The following is a 22739-nucleotide window of genomic DNA, read 5'->3' on the forward strand; positions in this document are numbered from 1 at the left end:
GCGTTATCCTTTCGACCGGGAGGCGGTCCGGGAGTCGAGTTCAGCTGCCCGCGCCATGTAGTACCTGGCCACGATGATGGCGACGACGAATTGCGCGACGGCGTAGAGCCACGCAACGGTGACACCGCTGAAGACGACGCCGTCCAGCAGCGAGGTGAACCCACCGAGGATCGGCAGGGGAAGGAACAGTGCGAGGACCAGGGCGCTGAGGCGAAACGTCAAGGCGGCACGCGTGTCTGCGAGCACCTGCAGGTCGGAATTCTGTGGGACTTGTTCGGGCGGTGACGAGGTGACCATGGCTATTTACCTCCGGCTGCGGCGGGAACGAGGGCGGGCGTCACGGTGATCGGATCGGACCATTCGTCGTAGAACAGCCAGTCGGGCGACTCGACCGGAACCGACAAACGATGGAACTTGCGTTGGAAGTAGACGAGGCTGTCGCCCTGTTCGCGCGTCTGGATGCGGTCCAGTTCGATGAACATCACCGAATGCGACCCCACGGTCTTGCTGTCGGCGATCCGGCCGGCGAGCACCACGTGGGCGGCACGCAGGATCGGCACACCGTCGACGGTGTCTTCTTCCCAGATGTCCCACTGGAACCGCTCCGCCATCGCGACTTTCGTCGCGCCCGCGAAGTGCATGGCCAGCTCTTCGTCGTCGCCGGAGAGCACGTTGATACCGATTCGGCCGTTCTTCCGGAATACGTTGTGCATGGCGCTGTTCTGATTCACGCACACCAGGGCGGTGGGCGGGGAGTCGGTGACCGAGCAGACGGCGGTGACCGTCATTCCGCAGCGGCCCGCAGGGCCGTCGGTCGTCACGATGTTGACCGCGGCGGGCAGGTTCGCCATGGCGGTGCGAAAGCTCAATTGCATGGTAGTGAGTTCGGGCATCTCAGCCTCCGTGAGTTGGAACAGGAAGTCGTGTCTTCGCGTTACGCCCGCGTTCCCCCGAGAAGAATAGGACGAATTGCCCGCGTGGGAACATTGGCGGTGACGCTACTTTCTCGCAGTAAGTCGCGTACCCGGGTAGGGGATTCCTTCAGTTGCCTATCGCTTCCGATACGGTCGGTGTTCACTGGACGAAAAGGCAAGCCATCTGTGCGAGGCAGGATTCGATGGAGCAGCAGGAAACACGGGTTTACATCGTCGACGACGATGAGGAGTTGTGCGCATCGCTTGCGTGGCTGCTCGATTCGGTCAACATCACTTCGGAGTACTACTTCTCGGTGCAGTCGTTCCTGGACGAGTACCGCCGCGACATCCCGGCCTGCCTCGTGCTGGATGTCCGGATGCCGGAAGTCGGGGGATTTCAACTCCAGGAGGCACTCGTCGCCGACGAATCCCCGATCCCGATCATCTTCGTGTCGGCGCACGGTGACATCAAGATGTCGGTGCGGGCACTGCAGCGGGGTGCGCTGACGTTCATCGAGAAGCCCTACGATCCGCAGCACATGCTCGACGTGATCCAGGATGCGCTCCGGGTTGCGCGTCAACGGTTCGGTGAGCGCCGCACGAGAACGGAATTGCAGGGACGAATAGACGCGCTGACGGTGCGAGAAAAAGAAATTCTTGCACTCGTCCTCGACGGATTGCAAAGCAAGAATATCGCGAAGGAGCTGGGAATCAGCGTGAAGACGGTCGATGTGCATCGCACACGGATCAAGGAAAAGACCGGAGCAGAAAGCATCGCCGTTCTCGTTCGGGATATTCTGCAGGCCGGAATCGCCGTGACCTGAAATAGTTCAGCACTTTTCAGGGAAGTTCGACGACGAGTCGCCCGGATTTCGCGCGCGACACACACGCGGCAATTCTGTCTCCCGCCTTTCTCTCACTCTTGGTGAGGCAATTGTCGCGGTGGTCGGGTTCGCCCTCCAGCACGTCCATGACGCACGTGCCGCAGATACCTTCCCGGCAGGACGTGTCGATCTCGATGTCGTTCTCTTCGAGTACGTCGGCGATGGATTTTCCGGCTGGCACTTCGAATACCTCGCCCGTGTCGAGTTCCAGCTCGAACGCCGTGTCCGACCCGGTCGCGACGGGCGTCACCGCCTCGAAGTGTTCGAAGTGGACCGCGTCCTCACCGACCGCGGGTTCCGCCAGCCCGCGCACCCGATCCATGAAACCTTCGGGGCCGCAGGTGTAGACGTGGGTTGCGGCTGACGCGTCCGCCAGGATCTTCTCGAGGGCGGAGAGCTGGTCGTCCCTCGTCAGGCCGAAGTGCAGGTGCACGTCCCGGCGGAAATCCGCACTCTCCAGCAGGTCGACGAACGCGGCCTGCGCCCGCGTCCGTGCGAAGTAGTGCAGGTCGAACTGCTGTTCCCTCACATGCAACGCGAACGCCAGACTCAGCATCGGTGTCAGCCCGATGCCCGCCGCGACGAGGATGTGCCGATCGGCGCCCTCGGCGAGCGTGAGCAGTGTGCGCGGCCGGCTGATCTGCAACTCGCTGCCGATCGTCACACGATCGTGCAGCGCGGCCGAGCCACCGCGCGGGCCGGTCTCGCGTTTGACGGCGACCACGTACGATTCGGATTCGTGCGGCGGGCTGCACAGTGAGTACTGGGTGAGGATCTCAGTGGGACCGAGGATGTCGATGTGGGCGCCGGCCGGGTACGGGTCGAACGGTGACCCATCGATCCGAACCAGCCGGAACGACTTGATGTCCGGCGTTTCCTCGACTATCTCCGCGACAGTGACAGTGAACATGCTCATGGTGATTCTTCCTCCGGTGCTGCGACCCGTCGCCCTCGGGCGGGGGGTCAGCGCATGTACAGGCCGCCGTTGACGTCCCAGCAGGCTCCCGTGACCGACGCGGCCGTTGGCGATGCGAGCAGGGCAACGGTCTCGGCAATGAAGTCGGGCGAGCCCAGGGTGCCCACCGGAATCGTGGTGAGGATGGCGGCCAGCTTGTCCGCGGGCACCGTCTCGCGCACGACCGGCAGATCCAGCGGCCCAGGGGAGACCGCATTGACCGTGACACCCGACGGGGCGAGTTCGCGTGCAAAGACCTTGGTCAGTGTGCCGACGCCGCCCTTGGCCGCGGCGTAGTGCGCGCCGGTCGCTGTGCCACCGTTCTGTCCCGCCAGCGACGCGATGTTGACGATTCTGCCGTACCGCCGTTCGGCGAAGTAACTTCCGAACACCTGGCAGCCGAGAAAGACCCCGTTGAGATTGATCTCGACGATGTCGGAGAACTCCTGCGGCGCGATGTCCATCAGCGAACCCGTCTGCGACCGGCCGGCATTGTTGACGAGGACGTCGATCCCTCCCCACTCCTCGATCACCCGGTCACGTACGGCCTCGAAACTCTTCCTTCTCCGAACGTCCAACTCCACGCCGATTGCCGTGTTGCCATTCGGATCCAGCTCCGCCGCCGTCTCTTTCGCGGTACCGCTGTCGATGTCCGCGACCGCGACGCGGTATCCGCGGTCGTGCAATTGGCGTGCGATCGCGGCACCGAGGCCGCGTCCGCCGCCGGTGACTACTGCGACAGAATCCACGTCGAGCTCCTGTTCGGTCGATATCGTACGGAAAATGCTGGTCAGAGCAGGTAGCCGGAGGCGTTGACCGCTGCCTGCGAGTTGATCAGCCGGATGACCTTGAGGTCCAACCGCGGCCCGCTCTCGGTGTAGCGGATACGGTGCGTGACGTCGGCGGCGAGGGTCTGCTGGTCGTCGCGCTTGAAGCCCACGAGGATCTGCGCGGACCTCACCGTGATCGAGTCCTCGGTCCGTTCCTCGACCGTGAAGCGCGAGACGGTGCGGACCGTCCGGGCTGCGGCGAGCGCGGACATCGAGTAGCCGGAGGTCAGGCGTTCGATACGCATGCGCCGCATGCGAGTGCCGTCGTTGACCATGTTCAGCGATCCGTCGAAGTCGTCGGTGTCCGGGTCGATGGGAATGACGTACCGGCCGTCGTCGGTCCAGAGGGCGTCCCAGCTCTGGTAGTCCTTGGCGTCGAGGAGAGCCGCTTCGTGCCAGATGAGTTCGATCGCCTGCAACGCTTGGGTGTCGAACAACTCGAGGACCTTCAGTTCAGCAATCATCGTTCATCATCTTCTTCCACATTGCGTAGGCCTCGCGCATTCCGGTCTCGTCGGTGACGTGCGAGGTGCGGTGTCCGTCGCTGTCGAGCGCTTCACGATTGAGACCGCGGTTCACCATGATCGGCATTCCGGGTGCCCCGCGGGACCCGCGTTGAACCCGGTCCCAGGCCTCGGAATCGTCGGGGCTCCCGAACCCGAACGGGCCCTGGAAATGTTCGTGAATGCGGAGGCGTTCACGGTTGACGATCTCCGGTCCGCCGTCCATGCCGAGGGCGATGTGCCGGATCTCGGTCTCGTCGACGGAGATCGGGCGCAGCACCCGGAAGAACGACATCGACATCGCGACGTTGGGGAAGATGTTGAGGTTGAACCCGGCACCGTGCATGGAGCGGACGATGCGGCGGACCTGGTCGGCGGGCATCGTCTTCGACAGTTCTTCGACGATGTGGTCGAAACGGGCCTGAATCTTCTCGGTGCCGTCGTCGTTGTCCAGGTCGACGTGCTCCGGGACCATGATCGCGACGCTGTGGCCGTTTCCGAGAGCGTGGGTCACGGCGTTGTCGTCGGTCATGAAGGAGAGCATGTCGGCGGTCTCGGCGTCGACGGAGGACATCCAGGACCGGTGCACGATCGGGAAATGGTATCCGTCGGTGGTGTTCTCCAGCTGGATCTTCCAGTTACCGCGGAAGCGGAAGCAATGTTCGCCCTGCGTCTTGATGGGGTATCCGGCGCCCTGCTTCATGAACAGGTCCATCCATACCTTCGCGTCGCCGAGGAAGTCGTCGAGGGGTTCGACATCGGGGTTGAAGCTGGCGAAGATCATCCCGGCGTACGACTCCACCCGCAGGCTCTGGAGGGGGAGGTCCTTCTTGTCGAGGTTCTCGTCGTAACCGTCGGGGTACGGGATTCCGCGCAGACGACCGTCGAGGGCATAGGACCAGCTGTGATACGGGCAGGTGAACCCGTTCGCCTTGCCCTTGGGGACCTCGCAGACGCTGGCTCCGCGGTGGCGGCACCGATTCAGCAGGACGTTGAAGTTTCCCTTGCGGTCGCGGTTGACGATCACCGGTTGACGGCCGACGGTCGCCATCTTGAAGCTTCCGGCCTCGGGGATCTCGCTCTCGTGGGCAACCCATACCCACGTGCGGTAGAAGATCCTCTCGAGCTCCGCCTCGAACATGTCGGGGTCGGTGTACAGCGATCCGTCCACGCGGTCGTCGGTGGCGAGGTCCGCGAAGTTGGTGGGATCCAGCGAAGTGGTCATCACGTTCTCTTTCCATTCGATTCGAGCAGTCGTGTCGCCTCGTCGAGGCGAGTGACGAACAGCTTCTCGGTCGTGAAGTGCTTGATTCGGGCGGTACCGCCCCGGACCTCACACTCGGCGGTGATGCGGGCGACGAGCAGTTCGGCCGATCCGTCCTCGTATCGCGACAGCTGCTGCATGATCCACCGCCCCTGCGCCGCGGGGCCGTCCACCTCGATCTGCTCATTGCCGAGCAGGTGCACATTTCCCCGAAAATGGGAGTTCGGTGGAAGATACGCGGTGAGCATTCCGACGATCTCCCGCCGGCCCCGCCGCCTCCCGAACTTGTGCGCGTACTCGGCGCCGATGCCTTCCCACACCGCGTCGGCCGTGAACAGCGAGGCGAGTTCCTCGACCGAAAACGCCGCGGAGGGAACGTCGCACAGTTCCAGGTAGCGGCACATCACGCGGTGAACGGCCTCGCGGCTCTCGATGCGCTCGACCGCGGTCGCAGAGTGCATTCCGCTCACACGCCGAGGTCGACGTCGTCTCGGACGGTGAGCGCACGGCCGATGCGGGCCTCGATCTTCGCGTATCGCCACAACGTGTACTCGCCGACCGAGGTGGTGCGGAAGAGGTTGCAGACGGCCTTGACGGTCTCCTGGGTATCGACGTCGGCGAGGATGTAGCAGGTCCACGGCCAGCCGTCCGACGGTCCGACCATGTGGCTGTCGTCGTCGATGTCCCCGATCACCCGGACGCCGGGTGTCTCTGCCACCGCGTCCATCATCCCGGAGAACGCCTTCCACACCAGCCCGCCTTGGCCGGTCGGGAGGTCGAAAAAGTTCTGATTGATGCCGATGCAGAACAGGACTCGCAGTGGTGCGGTCTTGGTGTGACTCACGATGGTCTCCTCGACTCGAAAGGGCGGTCAGATGAATCCGGGGAACGGCGGGATGTCCATGAGCACCGCACCGGCGCTGTCGTAGATGCCGTCTCCGAGGAAGGCGTGCTGCGGCGGAACCAGGGCCTCGCGCATGTACCGCTGCATCGCGTTGCCGTCGTAGATCGCGCCGGTGCCCGACAACTGGAATGCGGTGTGCACGGCGGAGGCGCCCGCCTTTGCCACGTGCGTCGAGGACAGGCGAAGAAGTGCCGCAAGCTTGTCCGGGACGGGGTCGCCGGCGACCACTGTGGCGTACGCCTCGTCGGTGACCTCGTAGAAGAAGGCGCGGGCGGACCTCAGCGTCGCCTCCGCCTTGGCCAGGTCGATGCGATAGTAGGCGCGATCGGCGAGCTTGGGAGCTCCGGTGATCCCTGTGCGTCCCGCACCGACCTTGATCGCGTAGTCGAGCGCGGCGCGCCCCACTCCGAGATTGACGACGGCCAGGACCTGGGCGGCATAGGCGATGGAGGGATAGCGGTAGAGGGGTTCGTCGACGGTGGGGGTTCCGCCCCGGATGAACGTCCAATCCTCGGGTACGACGACACCGTCGACCTTCAGTTCGTGGCTTCCGGTACCCGACAGACCGACCACGTCCCAGTTCTCGACGATCTCGACGTCCTTCGGCCACAGCAGGGCGGTGCGAGGCTTCCCCGCTGTGGAGTCGCCGCCGCGAATCCCGACGCCGAGAATGTCGGCGCCCTTGCATCCGCTCGCGAATTTCCACTGCCCGTGGATCTTCAGACCTCCGGGCACCTGTTCGACGGGTTGGACCGGGAACAGCCCACCGGCGAAGACGAGGTCGGGGCTGTCCTTGTACAACTCCGCCTGCGTCGCGAGTGGCAGAGCCGCCAGGTAGACGAGGGCGGAGCCGAAGCTGGCAACCCAGCCCGCCGACGCATCCACCGCAGAGATTCGTTCGATCATCCGCAGAAACTCGCTCGGTGGCAGCGCGTCGCCGCCGAACCGGCGGGGTGTCGCCGCGCGGTAGATGCCGATCTGCTTGAACTCGTCGATCATGTCGCGAGGCACGAACTTCTGGCGTGCGAACTCTTCCCGCCGCAATGCGACGTGCTCGAGGACGTCCTCGAACGACAGCGTCCCGTTCGCGGCGGAATCCGTCGTTTCGAGGGTCGGTGCGTTGGTCATCAAGTACTCCGATCGACGCGAAGTAGAAGGGGTGTGGCGTGTTTCGTGTCGAATTCACGCTATTGCGGTGGTGGGCATCACTCAATCGGTGCTTCCTCCCGCGGACGTGCAGAGATGTCGCCCCGGAGTAAAGGATTTCCCTATCGAGTCCCCGGTCCGTCCGCTCAGTAGACTCGAGGTGACCGAAGGAGGCCGCATTGTCCGAACTCGCGCCGTCCGACTACGAACGACTCGTCGAGTCCCTTCGCTACTGCGTCCTGGTCCACGATGCGGCCACCAAGGACATCCTGTGGGCGAACAGGGCTGCGTCCGAACTCCTCGAGTTCACGGTAGAAGAACTCAAACCGCTCAAGGCACCCGACATGAGTTCCCCGGCCAAGCGGTACCGCCGTTCGGTGGGACGGCGGTGGCTGCAGGAGGCCGTCGACAACGGGGCGGCGGTCATCGAATGGACGTATCGCGCGAAGAGCGGGAGAGAAGTCCTGACGGAGGCGATCGCGATCCGGGTCGAGTTGAGCGCCCGGACCGTGGTGATGGTGCAGTTCCGCGACATCGAGCAGGAAACGTCGATGCGTCGCGACCTCACCCGCACCGAGGCCGATCTCACCCGCACCGAGGCCCGCCTGGCCGCCTTCCTGCGGAACATGGCCGAAGGAATCCTCGTCCTGGACGACGACAGCCGTATCACGTATGCGAGCGAGGCGGCGTCGCAGCTCCTGAAAGTTCCAGTGACATCGCTTGTCGGCGAGCGCTTCACGGAATTCTGCCGGGCGGGGCAGTCGCGGGAGAGCGTGCGCCGCGCCCTGGAACTGACGACCGCCGGCGGTGGTTCCCAGAGCCTGCGCTACGAGGTGGAACTGACCCCCGAGGAGCGCCGGTGGCATGCGGGGAGCTGCCAGCACATCGGTATCGAGAACGATCTGAGTGGCCACCTGCTGCTCTTCCACGACGTCACCGAACATGTCCGCACCGAGCAGGAGCACGAACGAGACTCGCAGTATCTCAACTACCTGGCCCGCTACAACGCGATGGGCGACATGGCCATGGCCATCGCTCACGAGCTTGCCCAGCCGCTCGCGGCCGCCACCAATTTCATCGCCGGAACGCAGAGCCGCCTCGACGACGGCCGGAGCGGTCACGACGAGGTGAGCTGGGGACTGGGGGAGGCGCGCAAGCAGATCGACCGGGCCAATCAGATCGTCCGGAGTCTGCGTGAATACGTGACGCAACTCGAGGAGTCCCAGCAGATCGTCGATCTCAACGACATCGTGGACGAATGCGCGTACTTCATCGACATCCGGGCGCGGCAGAGAGGAGTTCACGTCGAATACCACCGTGCGCACGACACGGTTGCCGTCGTGTGCGAACGCGTGCTCACCGGGCAGGTCATCCTGAACCTGTGTTTCAACGCCATCGACGAGATGGCGGAATGGCCGGCAGCCGACCGCATCGTGACGGTACGCACCGACGTCACCGAGACGGAGGGCGTCGTGAGCGTCGAGGACCACGGCAAGGGTCTCTCGCACATCCCGGACGGCCGAATCTTCGACGGCGCGTTCACCTCGAAGTTCACGGGCCACGGAATCGGGCTCGCCCTGAGCCACCGCATCATCACCCGTCAGGGCGGGACACTCACCGCGCGCGAGAACGATCCGCACGGGGCCGTCTTCACGTTCACTTTGCCCGCCGATCCGAACCACTGAGCGACCGACCCCCACTCAGGTAAAGGTTTCTTGGATTCCGTTGGGCGCGATCCGGTTCTAGCGTGGTGGGAAACACCACCGCGCCCCGGAGGGACCTCGTGGACTATTCGCATCATCACCGGACATTCCTGACCTGTTATGCCGACACCCACCGCTACGGCTGGCATCACGTCGATCTCTTCGTGCACGACGAGGACGGCAACGAAGTGAACTGGGTCCACTGGCACGTGCGGGAGGACGGACCGGACGGCGCCGACGCGGCCACCGCGCGGGTGGAGCCGAACCTGAGACGGACCACCGAATGGCAACGCGGAATCAGCGCCGACGGAAGCGAGTACTGGATCGCGGAGGCGGCATGGGCTCAGTGAACCGGCAGATCGGGTGAGACGCAGAAACTGCCGGTTCGCCGACCGAGCGGCGAACCGGCAGTTCTGACGTATCGGAACCGGGGTTACGCGACGCTTTCGGCGACGCGCTGGAACACGACCTTCCCACCCAGCACTGTGGAGACGACCTGCATTCCCGGAATGTCGTGCGGGTCGGCGGTCTCGAGGTCGCCGTCGAGGATGCACAGGTCGGCCACCTTGCCGACCTCGAGTGACCCCTTCCAGCCCTCGGCGAAGTCCTGCCAGGCCGCGTTGATCGTGTACGTGCGGACCGCGTCGGCGAGCCCTATGCACTGGTCGGGCCCACTCACCGCGCCGCTGGCCTTGCTCTCGCGCAGGATCATCGTCGAGATGCCCTGGCGCCAATCGGGCGGTGTGACCGGTGCATCGGAACTGCTCATCAGGTGCACCCCGGATTCGACGGCGCTGCGATACGGCCATTCGTAGGCGGCTCGTTCGGTCCCGACCACCCCGACCTCCAGGTCGGCGATCGTCCACTTGATCGTCGGGTTCATGTTGACGCCGATTCCGTTCTCGGCCAGGCGCTTCAGGGTGGCTTCGCCGATGAAGTCGCCGTGGATCAGGTAGTGCCGGGTACCCTCGCGGGGGTGCGCATTCTGCGCGGCGATGATCGCGTCGGCGACGGTGTCGATGGCGCGGTCACCGGTGACGTGCACACCGATCTGGTAGCCGGCCTCGTGGCCGATGCGGACCATCTCGGTCACCTCGTACACCTGTCGTTCGTCGGTGTCGCCGCCGACGCAGAGGGAACCGCAGCCGCCGCCGACGTACTCCTCGTGCATCCACGCGGTCTTGCTCGGTGGGATGCCGTCGGCGAACACCTTCACCCCGAGGACCCGGAACATTCTCGGGTCCACCGTTTCCGGAACCTCGATTTCGGCGAGGTTCTGTCCGAAGTCCTCGGCCGATCCGGACATTCCGGTGGGCAGGAGGAGAAGGTTGACGCGGGCGCCCAGTTCTCCGCGGCGGGCGAGGTCGGCATACACCGCGAGACCCTCGGCGCCCATCGCGCCACCGGCGAGAGCCTCGCCGCCGGGTCCGATCGCGGGGTCGGTGAAGCTGGTGATCCCCTCGCTCTGCAGGATCGAGATCGCCGAGCGGAGCGCCTCCTCGCGCCGCTCGCGGGTGAGGGCGGGAAGAACTTTCTGCACGAGGGCCTGCGCCCCCTCCATGACGATGCCGGTCAGCAGGCCGTCCTCGCCGACCGGCATGAGACTGCCCGGTGGCAACGGGGTGGTCTCATCCACCCCGGCGAGCGCGAGCGCCGCGCTGTTCACCCAGGAGGTGTGCCGCGAGAAGTCCTGCAGGAACACGGGATTGTTCGGGGACACCTCGTCGAGGTCCCAGCGGGTCGGCGTCCGTCCGGTCTCGGCGAGACACTCGTCGAGATAGCCGTCGTCCCAGCCGGTTCCGATGATCCACTCGCCGTCCTCGGCGGCTGCGGCGGCCTCACGCACGAGTTCACGGACGTCCGCGATCGACCGGACGGCAGGAAACGACACGTCCAGCGACAGCGGCGGCGTGTCGAGACCGTAGGCGATGGCGTGCAGATGCGAATCGTTGATTCCCGGGAGGACCGTCTTCCCGCCGAGGTCCGTGACGACGGTGTCCGGTCCGATCAGGGTTTCGATCTCCGCAGCGCTGCCCACCGCGTGGACGAGTCCGTCGCGCACGGCGAGGGCGGTGGTGATCGTGAAGTTGTCGTCGACGGTGAAGACCTTGCCGTGGATGTAGACGGCATCGGCGTAACTCATCGGTTCCTCCAGGTTGCTGTCGGTGGGAAGGCTCTCAGACGGCCATGGGGGCCATGCCGAGGATCATCAGTGCGGATCCCGCCGCCGCGGTCTTGACGCCGGCTCGGCGTTCGCGGCGCGGGGTGGAGCGAAAGAGGTTCAGTGTCAACAGTGCCCAGCACACGAGCACGAGGAGTGGAAGCCAGCCTGTGGAGATTCCTGCGCCACCGTGGTGGTGGCCGGAGGGTGCCGGCCCCGACGCCGACGCCACCGGGGCGGGAGCGGACGTCGGGGCCAGGAGTAACAGCACCCCCATGGCGGTGAGGTCCACCGCGCAGGGAACGGCGGTCCGGCGGTGCATGGTCTCACCGGTGACGAACACGGCGAGGGCGATGAGGACGGCACCCGCCAGCAGGTGAATCCCCGCCGGCGCCCCGGGAATCATCATCGCGACCATGGACACCGCCATCGCACCGTGCGCGATCCGCACCCTGCAGTCCGTTCCGTGTGCCCGCCACATCGGTACGACGGCCCCGACCGCCCCGACGAGCATCGCCGCGTGCACGGCAGGGATCTCGAACATCGTCGGACTCAGATCGTGGGGGTGAGTTCGCGACGCTGCCCGACGTCCGCCCGGCTCTGCCGGGTGACCCGGGCGACGACCAGTCCGGCGACGAAGAACAGGGTGATCACGGCCAGCAGGATGTCCGCGAGCAGTTCCGACCCGCCGATCAGCGTGGTGAAGTTGTCGAGCACCAACCCGGTGACGGCCACCAGACCCACGCATCCGAGCACCGGAGCGATGCGGGTGTGCCAGAGCCGCGTATCCAGCCGGGTGCGGGCGAAGAACGCGATGATCGCGACGCTGGTGAGCACCATCAGCACCAGGATGCTCACGGTGGCCAGACCCGCCATCCAGGTGAACAGTTCCAGCACCGGGTCCGCGCCGACGAGGGCGAACACCCCTACGACCACCGTCGCGGAGATCGTCTGGGCGACCGAGCCGATATGCGGGGAACCGTGCTTGGCGTGGGTGCGGGACAGTGCGCGCGGCGCCGCGCCTTTGCGGGCCAGGGCGAACACGTACCGGGAGATGGCGTTGTGGAAGGCCAGCAGCGCGGCGAACAGGCTCGTGACGAGCATGATCGCCATGACGTCGGCCGCGGGGCCACCCAGGAAGTGCGCGGCGGCGGCGAACGTCAGCCCGGCCGGGTCGGCGGCGGCCGCCGCGGAGACGTTGTCGCTGCCGAACGCGAGTACCACGGCCCAGCTCGCCAGCGCATACACCAGGCCGATGACGATCACGGCGGCGTACGTCGCAATCGGAATCGTGCGACGAGGGTTGCGGGCCTCCTCGCCGTAGATCGCGGTCGCCTCGAAGCCGATGAACGATGCGATCGCGAACATCAGTGCGACACCGGGCGATCCGCTGAAGAACGACGTCGGGGTGAACGACGCGAAGTCGATACCCGCGTCCCCGCCCCGCACCAGCACGCCGAACGACAGCGCCAGGATGATGCCGATCTCGAGCACGAGGAGAACCCCGAGGACCTTGGCGCCGAGGTCGATGCTGCGATATCCGAGCACGGCCACGAGAGCGATGAGCACCAGCGCCCACATCCACCACGGCAGGTCGGGTCCGCCGTACTGGACCACGAGTCCCTGAATCGTCGCGGCGGCCAGGCCGTACACGGCGGCCTGGATGGCGGTGTAGGTCAGCAACGCGAGTCCGGCCGCCCCGAGCCCGCAGGATTCGCCCAACCCCTTGGCGACGTAGGCGTAGAAGGCGCCGGTGTCGACCATGTGGCTGCTCATGGCCGCGTATCCGACGCTGAAGACGAGCAGGACCAGCGCGGCAATGAGATAGGCGCTCGGGGCGCCGGCGCCGTTGCCGATCGCGATCATGACGGGCAGAGCGCCACCGATCGCAGTGAGGGGCGCCGCCGCGGCGATGACGAGGAAGACGATCCCGACGACGCCGATGGATCCGCGTAGCTTGCCGGCTCCCGAACCCGTGGTGGTGTCAGACATCTGATCCCCCGTCCGAGTGGCAGTTGCCGCCTCCGGTCGCGCAGTGCTTCGACGCTGTGCGGGGAACGTCGAGAGCGGGGTTGCGGTCGAAGAAGCCGTTGGGCTTCAACGTGAATCCGGTGTAGTCGACGGGCATGATCGGCCAGTCCTCCGGTCGCGGGAAGTGGGTGAGGCCGAACGTGTGCCAGACGACGACGTCCTCGTTCTCCAGATCACGGTCGCCGGCCACGAAACTGGGCAGTCCGGCGCCACCCGCGTGCTGGTTCACGAAATCCCCTGCCGCGTACCGTTCCTTCTCGTCGAATCGGGTGACCCACAGGTGCTTGGTGGCGAACGTCGCCCGCGCCGCGATCGAGGAGTCGTCGTCGGCGAGCAGGATCGGCTGGCCTTCCGGGTGGAGTGCGTACGCCACCGGCTTGCCCAGACGGTTCAGCTTGTTCGGGTTGCTGATGTGCCATACGCGTCCGACGCTGTTGTCCGCGAGGCGCTGCGCCTCGGATTCCTTCGTCAGCGGCGTGCGCTCGAGGGTGAACGCGTTCCCGTGCAGGTTCCCGGGGCCCATCTTCACCCGCTTGGTCTGTACCTCCTCGACGGAGTTGCGGTCGCCGTCGATCATCATGTCGAGGCGGGCGCTGAACAGGTGCTGGTGGTAGGGGGCGCCGAGGCCGGGGGCGATCTCCGAGGCGTACGGGTAGTCGCCGCCCGGGTGACCCGACGTGAAGACGATGCCGGTGGCCTTGACCTCGAATTCGATGGTGCCGTCGAGGTAGAGGTACCAGAAGAATCCGTAGTCGTAGTTGCCGATCGTGGTGAAGAAGGAGATGACGAGACGGCGCTGGCGGCGGGTCTCGGCGGAGCCGGCCCACAGGTCGGTGTGCTTCCACAGCACGCCGAAGTCCTCCTCGTGCATGCACACGGCGTTCTTCAGCGTCTTGGGGGTGCCGAACTCGTCGGCGATGACGGCGTCGAAGTAGGTGATGTCGCCGACGCAGTCGCAGCCGAGTTCGAGGGCGTTCGCGTAGCGGCCGACCATGTACTCGCCGGTGTCGAAGTAGTTCTGCCACGACCGGACCGGCGAGGGGTCGCCGTAGGGCACCACCATCTCGGCGATGGACGCGCGGTGGATGATCGGGCGGACCCGGTCGCCGTCGGCGAATCCTAGCTGGTGGAGGACGAGACCCTCGCGGGCGTCGAAGCCGACGCGGAACGACCACTTCTCCCAGTCGACGCGGTTGCCGTCGACGACGAAGCTGGGTCCCTCGGGCTGGGTGATCTCGATGGGCTTCTGGGTGGTGCGCAGCGGGCCGGTGACGGCGAGGTCGTCGAAGTTGCCCGACTCCTCGGGGATCGGGACGGCGCCGAGGTCGAGAACGTCGGTGACGGTCCGGTTCATCACGTCGACGAATCCGACGAGCCCGTCGATCGGGTGGGCCCAGGCATGGTCCGTCGGGTGGTCCTGGCGGAATGCGAGCCCCCGGAGGATCCGCTTGCCGGTCTCGCCGGGGTAGTCGAAGACGCCGGCCGAGAGGGGAGCGACCCGGACGTCGGCGACGTCGAGTCCGCGGGCGGCGAGCGCGGCGAGCCAGCGTTCGTCAGCGGCCAGCACCTCCTCGACGAGTTCGAACTCCTCGTCGAGGACGGGCATCTGACCGTCACGGGCGGCGTCGAGGGTCACCGAGCTGATCACCGACCGCTGGGTCACGGACACCACGACATCCACCGCGTTCGGCGACGAGATGTCGTGCAGCAGAACGCGGAATCGGCGATCGGTCTCGGGGGCCTCCGCCGTGTACAGCGTCGACTTGTCCGGTTCCTCGAGGCCGACGTAGACGAATCTCGTCTGCTCGGTCAGCGCGTCGGCGACCTCGAGGATTTCGCGGAGGGAGGCGATTTCTTCGACGGTCGGCAGCGACAGCGGGTGGTCGATACGCGCAGGGGAAAGGGTGGGCATGTCGCGATCCTTTGGTTCTACGGGTGTTGAATAAAAAGCTTAGTGACGTACGTTACAGCCGAGGTGCCCTCGTGTAAACAGTGAGTTTCGCGCCCGAACATACTGACCATTCGGTCAAAAACGGTGCTCTATCGGATTCCGGGACAACGATTTTGGTGGACCGGCCGACGGCTCAGAGTGCGGCGACGAACTGCTCGAGCATCTCCAGCTGACGCTCCGACGACGTTTCGCCCGGCGTGAGGACACCCAGAATCTGCATGCCCATCATCATGTTGAGAAGCTGCTCGACCACGATGCTGACGTCGATGTCGCCGACGGTGCCCTCCTCGCGGGCCTGCTCGAGGAAGATCGCCATCTGCTCACGCCAGTGGTCCATGGTCCGCCGGTTGGTCGCGGCCATCTGCTCGTCGTACATGGCCCGCGGCCACAGCGAGGCGGCGATCCGGGCCTCGAGGAGTTGCTCCTCGTTGATCGGCATCACTTCGCGGCAGAGGATCCGCAGTGCGTCGAGACCGGTCGCGTCGCCGAGCGCCTCCGCGATCCGGCGGTCGGTGGCCTCGGAGATGTGCTCGTACGAGGTACGGAGGATCTCGTCCTTGCCGGCGAAGTAGTGGCTCAGGGCGCCGTTGGTGTACCCGGCCTCGGTGGCGATGTCGCGCATGTTGGCAGCGTCGATACCGCGGGCAGCGATCAACCGCCAGGCGGCGGCGGTGATGCTGCGCCGACGCTCGTCGTGATCCACGAGCTTAGGCACGACGCGTACCTGCCCCACCAGCGATCATGCGACCACGGTATCAATGAGCTCCGCCGAGATTGAGAACGACCACTCCCGAGACGACGAGACCCAGGCCGAATACCTTGGTCGCGGTCAAAGGCTCGCCGAGGAACGCGGCACCGATCGCGACGATCGCCGCGGTCCCGAGCCCCGACCACATGGCGTAGGCGATGCCGACCGGCACCGTCTTGACCGCCTGCGACAGGAACACGAACGCGAGAATGTAGCCGGTGAGGCACCCGACGGTCGGCCAGAGCTTGGTAAAGCCTTCGGTGGACTTCAGCAGGCTCGTTCCGAAGACCTCGGCGGCGATCGCGGCAATCAGGAACACGTACGGCATGGGGACAGGGAACCATGTCGGGAGCGGAGAGACGTGCAGCGCCCCACCGCTCCCGACAGTGCCGATCTACGAGTACATGATGACGCCGCGGACGTTCTCGGCCTTCCGTATCGCCTCGTAGCCGTCGTTTATCTGATCGAGTGTGTATGTCCTCGTGATCATCTCGTCGAGCTTCAGCTGACCCTCCATGTACAGGCGCAGCAGATGAGGGATGTCGAACCGAATGTTCGCGTTGCCGAACCACGCCCCCTTGAGGGTCTTGCGCATCGCCGTCAGATCGAACAGGTTCAGATCGACGTCGTTCTGCGTGACGTCGCCGACCGACACGTGGACGCAGGTGCCGCCCTTGGCCACCAGGCTCATCGCCGGGGCGATGATGCGGCCACTCGCATTCGCGACGGTGATGAGCACCTTGTCGGCGAGCTGGCCCCACGTCAGATCCTGGAGGAGGGGGAGCGCCTCGTCGATGCTCGCCGCGGTGTGGGTCGCGCCGAAGATCTTGGCCTGCTCCCGCTTGAATTCCGACGGGTCGACGACCACGACGTGCCGGGCCCCGGCGAGCGCTGCGCCCTGGACCGCCCCGCACCCGACGCCGCCCATGCCGATCACGACGACGGTCTCACCGGCCTGGACGCCGGCCGCGTACACCGACGACCCCCAGCCGGTGGTGACGCCGCAGCCGACCAGCGCCGCCTTGTCGAGGGGGATGTCCTTCGTGATCTTGACACACGACGCCTCGTTGACCACCGTGTACGGCGAGAACGTCCCGATCAGGCACTGGATGGCGGCGTCCTTGCCGCGAACGTGATGCCGCGCCGTGCCGTCCGAGATCTGCCAGCCCTCGAGCAGGTGGGCTCCCAGGTCGCAGATGCTGGACTGGCCGGTCGCGCACTGCCGGCACCGGCCGCACGCGGGGATGAATCCGAGAGCGACGTGATCGCCCTTCTCGACGCTGGTGACACCGGGCCCGACCTCGAGCACGACTCCGGCGCCCTCGTGGCCACCGATGAACGGGTAGTACTCGAGCGGCAGGCTGCCGTCCCGGACATGCTCGTCCGAGTGGCACATCCCCGACGCCGCCAACTGCAGAAGCACTTCACCGTGCGTCGGCGGGTCGAGTTCCAGTTCTTCGATCTGCCACGGCTGACCGGGCTCCCACAGCACTGCTGCCTGGGTCTTCATAAGTCCTGCTCCTGTCCGACGACGTCGATGCGGTGGGGGTCAGAGGATGATCGTGACGACCTTCTCCTCGGTGTTGGCTTCGATTCCGGCCCAGCCGAGTTCGCGGCCGGTGCCGCTGGTCTTCATGCCGCCCCAGGGCAGGGCGGGGTCGATCGGTGCCCAGCCGTTGACCGCGACCGCTCCGGCGCGGACATTGCCTGCGAGGGTGTGGGCGTGGGACACGTCGCGCGTCCAGATTGTGGCGGCCAGGCCGTAGTCGGTGGCGTTGGCGATCGCGATCGCCTCGTCGGTGGTGTCGAACGCGATGACGGTGCCGACGGGTCCGAAGATTTCTTCTCGCGCGATCTTCATGTCGTTGTTCGCGTCGGCGAAGATGGTCGGCTGGACGAAGAACCCGTCCCCGTCCGGGCGGCCACCGCCGGCGGCGACCCGTGCGCCTTCGCTGCGTCCGGCCTCGATGTAGCCGAGGACGGTGTCGCGCTGCTTCGCGTTGACCAGGGCGCCCATCGTGGTGGCCGGATCGAACGGGTCGCCGAGGACCTGCGCGGCGGCGGCGGCGGCGAGGCCGTCGACGACCTGCGAGTACAGCGACCGGTGCACGAGGATGCGGGTGCCCGCGGCGCAGACCTCGCCCTGGTTGAAGAACAGTCCCATTGCCGTGCCGTTGATGGCGGCCTCGAGGTCGGCGTCGGGGAGGATGATCTGCGGGGACTTGCCGCCGAGTTCGAGGGTGGTGCGCTTGAACGTGTCGGCGGCGCGCTTGGCGATGATCCGGCCGACGCGGGGGCTGCCGGTGAAGCTGATCTTGTCGACGCCGGGGTGGCCGGCGAGTGCGTCGCCGGCGACCTCGCCGAGTCCGGGCACGATGTTGACGGTGCCTGCGGGCAGTCCGGCCTCCTCCAGCAGCGTCGCGAGGTGCAGGATCGACAGCGGTGCGTCCTCCGGCGGCTTGACCACCAGGGTGTTCCCGGCGGCGAGCGCGGGGGCGATCTTCCACGCCGAGATCATCAGCGGGGTGTTCCACGGGACGATCGCGCCGATCACGCCGACCGGTTCGCGGACCGTGTACGAGTGGGTGGGCTGCCCGAAGTAGCCGGCGGTCGGGATGGACTGGCCGGTGATCTTGTCGGCCCAGCCGGCGAAGTGCCGGAACGTGCCCGCGGCCATCGGGATGTCGAGCATGGTGGGCTGGCCGACGGGTTTGCCGACGTCGAGGGCCTCGAGCCGGGCCAGGATCTCACTGTCGCGTTCGATGAGATCGGCGACCTTGTTCAGGATCCGTCCGCGGGCGGCGCCGGGCAGCGACCCCCATTCACCGTTCAGCTGGGTGCGGGCGGCGCGGACCGCGTCATCGATGTCCTGGCCCGTTCCGGCGGACACGTCGACGAGCGGCTTTCCGGTGGCCGGGTTCAGATCCGTGAACGTCCCGCCGTCCGACGCCGGGCGCCACTGTCCGCCGATGAACAGCTGCGTTGCGGTTCCATCAGGAAGCCCTGTGGCACTGACGTTCTCGTGTACTGCGGTCATAGCGTCAACTCTCCCGGTGGTGTTGTGATGGCTGTCACAAGCATGCGGGCGCGGGCGCGGCGTCGTCTTGCACGCATGCGCATGGTTGTTGCTCGTATGCGCACCGATTCGCCGTCCGACGTAGTGAGTCGCGGTTTCCTGACAGTAAACGGCGCTGCTACGATGCGGACGTGACCACTCGACCCGAGACCGAGGTCCACCGCGACACGGGAGACCCCGCGCCCGTCGAGCGTGAGGTGCCGTCCGATACGCCGACCGGGCCCGATCTCGAGAAGGTGATCGCCAGACAGGTCCGGTCGCTCCGCAAAGCCAGTGGACTCTCCGTCGGAGACATGGCGGCCAAGGTCGGGATCTCGAAGGCCATGCTGTCCAAGATCGAGAACTCGCAGACCTCCTGCAGCCTGTCGACGCTGGCGCGTCTGGCGGCCGGACTCGACGTGCCCGTGACATCTCTGTTCCGGGGCGCCGACACCGCCCGTGACGCCGTGTACGTCGAGGCGGGCCACGGTGCCGTCATCGTCGGGCGAGGCACCCGGGTGGGGCACCACTACGAACTTCTCGGCGCACTGCGCGGGCAGCACAAGCGACTCGAACCGGTGCTGGTCACGCTCACCGACTCCAGCGAGACGTTTCCGCTGTTCCAGCATGCCGGCACCGAACTGCTCTACATGCTCGAGGGCGTCATGGTCTACGGGCACGGCGAGGCCGAGTACACGCTGCGGCCAGGGGATTCGCTGCTTCTCGACGGTGAAGGTCTGCACGGTCCCAACGATCTCGTGCGGTTGCCCATCCGATTCCTCGCCGTCACGGCGTACCCCGACCACCACGAGGACTGACGACAGGAACCGCGATTTCGGCCTTCCTCCGCACCCTGCGCCGGGCGTAGAGTGGCGGGTGGTTCGAAAGGTCGTGGTTACGGTGATAGCGACAGTTCAGATAGCGTCCGACGGCAAGTCCGCGCTGCCCTTCGACCGCCTCGAGCCGGTTCACCTGGCCACCGCGGGCACGATCGGTCTCTACTATTTCGACTACGGCACCGATGCGCGGAGGAACCCGGACGATCTCGGCGACTTCTACGTCGTTCAGATTCCGCTGTCGGGTACGGCCCGAATTACCTCTGGCGCAGAAGAGTTCGATTCGACCATGTCGGTCGCGTCCATTCTGCAGCCGGGACGCCCCGCAACCATGCAGTGGCACGAAGGGCAATCTCAGCTGATCATCCGACTGGCGCGCCGGAGTCTCGAGGACCACTTGCAGGAAATTCTCGGGAGCCCGCTCGGTGAACCGCTGAGATTCGAGCCGCAGATGGAACTCGGACGCCCCGCGATCCGCGGGTGGCGGGAGGCGGTCGAACTTCTGGAGCACGAAGTCGCGAATCATGCCGCGATTACTGCAGATTCGGCGGCAATGGAGGAATTCGAACTGATCGTGCTGAGTCAGTTCCTGTCCGCTCAGCCGAACAACTACAGCGAGAGGCTTCGGAGTCTGGCCCAGAGCTTGACCTAGCTGGGCACACCAGTGGCCCTGCCCCGCGGAGTGCTGCGGGGCAGGGCCACTGTCTGTGCCGGGACCGGGATCAGGCCTTGGCGGGGTCCGCCGCCCTGGTCGTGATTGCTTCTGCGCCGAGCACCGCGTCGGTGCCGTGCTTGGAGGCGCCGGTGAGGCCGACGGCATCGAGTACGTAGGCCGTCTCGCCGTGGACGGACACGTCGAGACCGTCGTATTCGCTTTCCTGGTCGGCGCGGATGCCCATGAACTTCTTCAGTGCCGCGGCGATCACCAGCGTGACGACGAAGCAGTAGGCGAGAACGGTTGCCACGGCAACACATTGGCGCCACAGCACGTCGACGCCGCCGCCGTAGAAGAGTCCCGCGGCGCCGTTGGGAGCGGCCGGATCCGCGAGGAAACCGATCAGAACGGTGCCGAGGACGCCGCCGACCAGGTGCACGCCGACGACGTCGAGCGCGTCGTCGTAGCCGAGCCGGTACTTCCAGGACACCGCGAAGCAGCAGACCGCGCCGGCGGCGCCTCCGACGACGAGTGCGCCGAGAGGTGAGACGGCGCCGCAGGCCGGCGTGATGGCGACCAGTGCCGCGATCAGACCCGACGCGGCGCCCAGCGACGTCGCGTGGCCTTCACGCAGTTTCTCGACTGCCAGCCATGCGCAGATGCCGGCGCACGCCGCGGCGACGGTGTTGAGGATGACGACGGATGCGCTGTTACCGGCGGACAGCGCCGAGCCGCCGTTGAATCCGAACCAACCGAAGAGCAGGATGCCGGCGCCGAGCATGGTCAGGGGAAGGCTGTGCGGGCGGGGCGAGACGGGGAACGTCTTGCGGGCCCCGAGAACCAGGACGACGGCGAGAGCGGCGACGCCGGCGTTGATGTGCACAGCCGTTCCACCGGCGAAGTCGATGGCGCCGAGGGTGTTGGCGATCCACCCGCCGATCACCGATCCGTCCGCGGAGTCGAACGCGAACACCCAGTGGGCGACGGGAAAGTAGACGAACGTGGCCCACAGTCCGGCGAACAGCATCCAGGCGCCGAACTTCATCCGGTCGGCCAGCGCACCCGAGATGAGTGCCACGGTGATGCCGGCGAACAGCAGCTGGAATCCGGAGACCAGCGCTGGCGGCAGTCCGGGTTCGGCCGGCGCCTCCAGCAGCGCGCTGGAGCCGAAGAACTCGAGGGGGTCGCCCAGGATGCCGAGACCGCCGAGGGAGTTACCCAGCACGGCGGAGTAGCCGAACACGATCCACAGCACGCCGACGACGGCGAACGCGCCGAACGTCATCATGGCCATGTTGAGCGTGTTGCGCACGCTGACCATTCCGCCGTAGAACATGGCCAGGCCCGGCACCATGAGGCTCACTGCCGTGAAGGCCGCCAAAATCCAGGCGGTGTCGGCCGCAGCGACTGCTTCGTTCATAGTCGTCCACCTTGATCGAGGATGACGTGACACTCGTGGTGTCCGCCGTTGGGAATCAATGTCTAGCGTCAGTGAACCAAATTGCAGATTGCGGCAATGGTTCGCCACGTGACAACTGCGTAACGGATCTCGGCGTGCGCCTGAGTCGTATCGTGGTGGACGGAGTATCGTCACAGTGAACCTGCTAGGTGAGGAGAATTCAGTGACCGCAGAGGCCCGCATCATTCGGCGCGCGGAGCGCCGGACCGTCCCGTGGGCCAACGGCGCGGGCACCACTGCCGAGATCGCTGCCGATGCCGCGTCCCGTTGGCGCTTCAGCGTCGCGACGCTCGAGGCGGGTTCGACGTTCTCGCCGTTTCCCGGCGTGGATCGGATATTCACGGTGATCGGCGAGAATCCCGTGTCACTCGACTTCGGTGGCGCTCCCACCGAAATTCCGCGCCTGAGTCCGACGGCCTTCGCCGGTGAGCGCGGCCCCGACTGTGTGGCGGACGGTCCGACCGAGGCGTTCAACGTCATGGTGCACAGGTCCACCACCGCGGCCTCCGTGGATATCTTTGACATCGGAGAGGCGCACGACGCGGACGCCGGCGGCCGGCTGGCCGTCCTCGTCCTGATTCTCGGCGGGCGGCTGGCGACGGACCTCGGGCCCGCCGGCCCGGGCGACTGCCTCCTCGTCGAGCGGGGCTCGGTGTGCCTGTACGGACCGGCGTCGGTCGTGGTGGCGGAGATCCTCGACCGCACGTGAGTGGCAAAGCGTGCCGGGGCACACTTTGCCA

Annotated in this window: 24 protein-coding genes; 6 read left to right on the forward strand and 18 right to left on the reverse strand. The window is 66.1% G+C overall.

What is annotated here, in order from left to right; genetic code table 11:
* Positions 1-3: 3 nt before the first annotated feature.
* Complete coding sequence (locus ACFWAY_RS07805) at positions 4-297, reverse strand: DUF485 domain-containing protein (protein ID WP_378510357.1); 294 nt, start codon at positions 295-297, stop codon at positions 4-6.
* Positions 298-299: 2 nt separating this feature from the next.
* Entirely contained in the window at positions 300-893 is a 594-nt protein-coding gene (hpaC, locus tag ACFWAY_RS07810; protein WP_378510358.1) for a 4-hydroxyphenylacetate 3-monooxygenase, reductase component, read from the reverse strand.
* Between the two features lie 224 nt (positions 894-1117).
* Between hpaC and ACFWAY_RS07815 the strand changes: the two genes are divergently transcribed.
* A complete protein-coding gene (locus ACFWAY_RS07815) occupies positions 1118-1738 on the forward strand; it encodes a response regulator transcription factor (RefSeq protein ID WP_378453795.1) in 621 nt (206 codons plus the stop codon).
* A 16-nt stretch (positions 1739-1754) separates the two neighbouring features.
* Here ACFWAY_RS07815 and ACFWAY_RS07820 read toward each other — a convergent pair whose 3' ends face one another.
* The 7 genes from ACFWAY_RS07820 to ACFWAY_RS07850 are packed head-to-tail and all read right to left on the reverse strand — an operon-like array spanning position 1755 to position 7382.
* Entirely contained in the window at positions 1755-2714 is a 960-nt protein-coding gene (locus ACFWAY_RS07820; protein ID WP_378510359.1) for a PDR/VanB family oxidoreductase, read from the reverse strand.
* A gap of 47 nt (positions 2715-2761) precedes the next feature.
* Positions 2762-3502 carry an SDR family NAD(P)-dependent oxidoreductase gene (locus ACFWAY_RS07825; RefSeq protein WP_378510360.1) on the reverse strand — a complete coding sequence of 247 codons (741 nt, stop codon included), beginning with the start codon at positions 3500-3502 and terminating at the stop codon, positions 2762-2764.
* 41 nt (positions 3503-3543) lie between these two features.
* Positions 3544-4047: an aromatic-ring-hydroxylating dioxygenase subunit beta gene (locus tag ACFWAY_RS07830; RefSeq protein WP_378453798.1), complete on the reverse strand. Its 504-nt coding sequence runs from the start codon at positions 4045-4047 to the stop codon at positions 3544-3546.
* Positions 4037-5311, reverse strand: a complete 1275-nt coding sequence (locus ACFWAY_RS07835; RefSeq protein ID WP_378510361.1) for a Rieske 2Fe-2S domain-containing protein — start codon at positions 5309-5311, stop codon at positions 4037-4039. Before ACFWAY_RS07835 ends, ACFWAY_RS07830 begins: the two co-directional genes overlap by 11 nt.
* A complete protein-coding gene (locus ACFWAY_RS07840) occupies positions 5311-5811 on the reverse strand; it encodes a nuclear transport factor 2 family protein (protein WP_378510362.1) in 501 nt (166 codons plus the stop codon). Before ACFWAY_RS07840 ends, ACFWAY_RS07835 begins: the two co-directional genes overlap by 1 nt.
* 5 nt (positions 5812-5816) lie before the next feature.
* Positions 5817-6194, reverse strand: coding sequence for a hypothetical protein (locus tag ACFWAY_RS07845; protein WP_378510363.1), 378 nt, complete (start codon positions 6192-6194; stop codon positions 5817-5819).
* A 27-nt stretch (positions 6195-6221) separates the two neighbouring features.
* On the reverse strand, positions 6222-7382 hold the full coding sequence (locus ACFWAY_RS07850) for an acyl-CoA dehydrogenase family protein (protein WP_378510364.1): 1161 nt from the start codon (positions 7380-7382) through the stop codon (positions 6222-6224).
* Positions 7383-7579: 197 nt separating this feature from the next.
* On the opposite strand from ACFWAY_RS07850, the gene ACFWAY_RS07855 reads away from it, so the two are divergent.
* Together ACFWAY_RS07855 and ACFWAY_RS07860 are read left to right on the forward strand one after the other, a co-directional pair.
* Positions 7580-9085 carry an ATP-binding protein gene (locus ACFWAY_RS07855; protein ID WP_378510365.1) on the forward strand — a complete coding sequence of 502 codons (1506 nt, stop codon included), beginning with the start codon at positions 7580-7582 and terminating at the stop codon, positions 9083-9085.
* A gap of 98 nt (positions 9086-9183) precedes the next feature.
* Entirely contained in the window at positions 9184-9453 is a 270-nt protein-coding gene (locus tag ACFWAY_RS07860; RefSeq protein ID WP_378453804.1) for a hypothetical protein, read from the forward strand.
* An 83-nt stretch (positions 9454-9536) separates the two neighbouring features.
* Here ACFWAY_RS07860 and ACFWAY_RS07865 read toward each other — a convergent pair whose 3' ends face one another.
* The 8 genes from ACFWAY_RS07865 to styD form a co-directional block, all read right to left on the reverse strand.
* Complete coding sequence (locus ACFWAY_RS07865) at positions 9537-11246, reverse strand: amidohydrolase (protein WP_378453805.1); 1710 nt, start codon at positions 11244-11246, stop codon at positions 9537-9539.
* Positions 11247-11280: 34 nt separating this feature from the next.
* Complete coding sequence (locus ACFWAY_RS07870) at positions 11281-11808, reverse strand: DUF5134 domain-containing protein (protein ID WP_378510366.1); 528 nt, start codon at positions 11806-11808, stop codon at positions 11281-11283.
* Positions 11809-11816: 8 nt separating this feature from the next.
* Entirely contained in the window at positions 11817-13256 is a 1440-nt protein-coding gene (locus ACFWAY_RS07875; RefSeq protein ID WP_378510367.1) for an APC family permease, read from the reverse strand.
* Positions 13249-15207: a primary-amine oxidase gene (locus ACFWAY_RS07880; protein WP_378453808.1), complete on the reverse strand. Its 1959-nt coding sequence runs from the start codon at positions 15205-15207 to the stop codon at positions 13249-13251. Before ACFWAY_RS07880 ends, ACFWAY_RS07875 begins: the two co-directional genes overlap by 8 nt.
* A gap of 172 nt (positions 15208-15379) precedes the next feature.
* A complete protein-coding gene (locus ACFWAY_RS07885) occupies positions 15380-15949 on the reverse strand; it encodes a TetR/AcrR family transcriptional regulator (protein ID WP_378453871.1) in 570 nt (189 codons plus the stop codon).
* A 52-nt stretch (positions 15950-16001) separates the two neighbouring features.
* Positions 16002-16322 carry a multidrug efflux SMR transporter gene (locus ACFWAY_RS07890; RefSeq protein WP_005250819.1) on the reverse strand — a complete coding sequence of 107 codons (321 nt, stop codon included), beginning with the start codon at positions 16320-16322 and terminating at the stop codon, positions 16002-16004.
* Between the two features lie 66 nt (positions 16323-16388).
* Positions 16389-17504 (reverse strand): NDMA-dependent alcohol dehydrogenase, encoded by a 1116-nt coding sequence (locus ACFWAY_RS07895; RefSeq protein WP_378510368.1) that lies wholly within the window; start codon positions 17502-17504, stop codon positions 16389-16391.
* Positions 17505-17543: 39 nt separating this feature from the next.
* Entirely contained in the window at positions 17544-19031 is a 1488-nt protein-coding gene (styD, locus tag ACFWAY_RS07900; protein ID WP_378510369.1) for a phenylacetaldehyde dehydrogenase StyD, read from the reverse strand.
* Positions 19032-19201: 170 nt separating this feature from the next.
* On the opposite strand from styD, the gene ACFWAY_RS07905 reads away from it, so the two are divergent.
* Positions 19202-19867, forward strand: a complete 666-nt coding sequence (locus tag ACFWAY_RS07905; protein WP_005255983.1) for an XRE family transcriptional regulator — start codon at positions 19202-19204, stop codon at positions 19865-19867.
* A 73-nt stretch (positions 19868-19940) separates the two neighbouring features.
* Positions 19941-20537, forward strand: a complete 597-nt coding sequence (locus tag ACFWAY_RS07910) for a transcriptional regulator (RefSeq protein WP_378510370.1) — start codon at positions 19941-19943, stop codon at positions 20535-20537.
* 70 nt (positions 20538-20607) lie between these two features.
* On the opposite strand, the gene ACFWAY_RS07915 is transcribed toward ACFWAY_RS07910, so the two are convergent.
* On the reverse strand, positions 20608-21960 hold the full coding sequence (locus ACFWAY_RS07915; protein ID WP_378453811.1) for an ammonium transporter: 1353 nt from the start codon (positions 21958-21960) through the stop codon (positions 20608-20610).
* Between the two features lie 202 nt (positions 21961-22162).
* Between ACFWAY_RS07915 and ACFWAY_RS07920 the strand changes: the two genes are divergently transcribed.
* On the forward strand, positions 22163-22708 hold the full coding sequence (locus tag ACFWAY_RS07920) for a HutD family protein (protein ID WP_378510371.1): 546 nt from the start codon (positions 22163-22165) through the stop codon (positions 22706-22708).
* Positions 22709-22739 lie beyond the last annotated feature (31 nt).

The organism is Rhodococcus sp. NPDC059968, from assembly GCF_042738615.1.
Taxonomy (GTDB): domain Bacteria; phylum Actinomycetota; class Actinomycetes; order Mycobacteriales; family Mycobacteriaceae; genus Rhodococcus_F.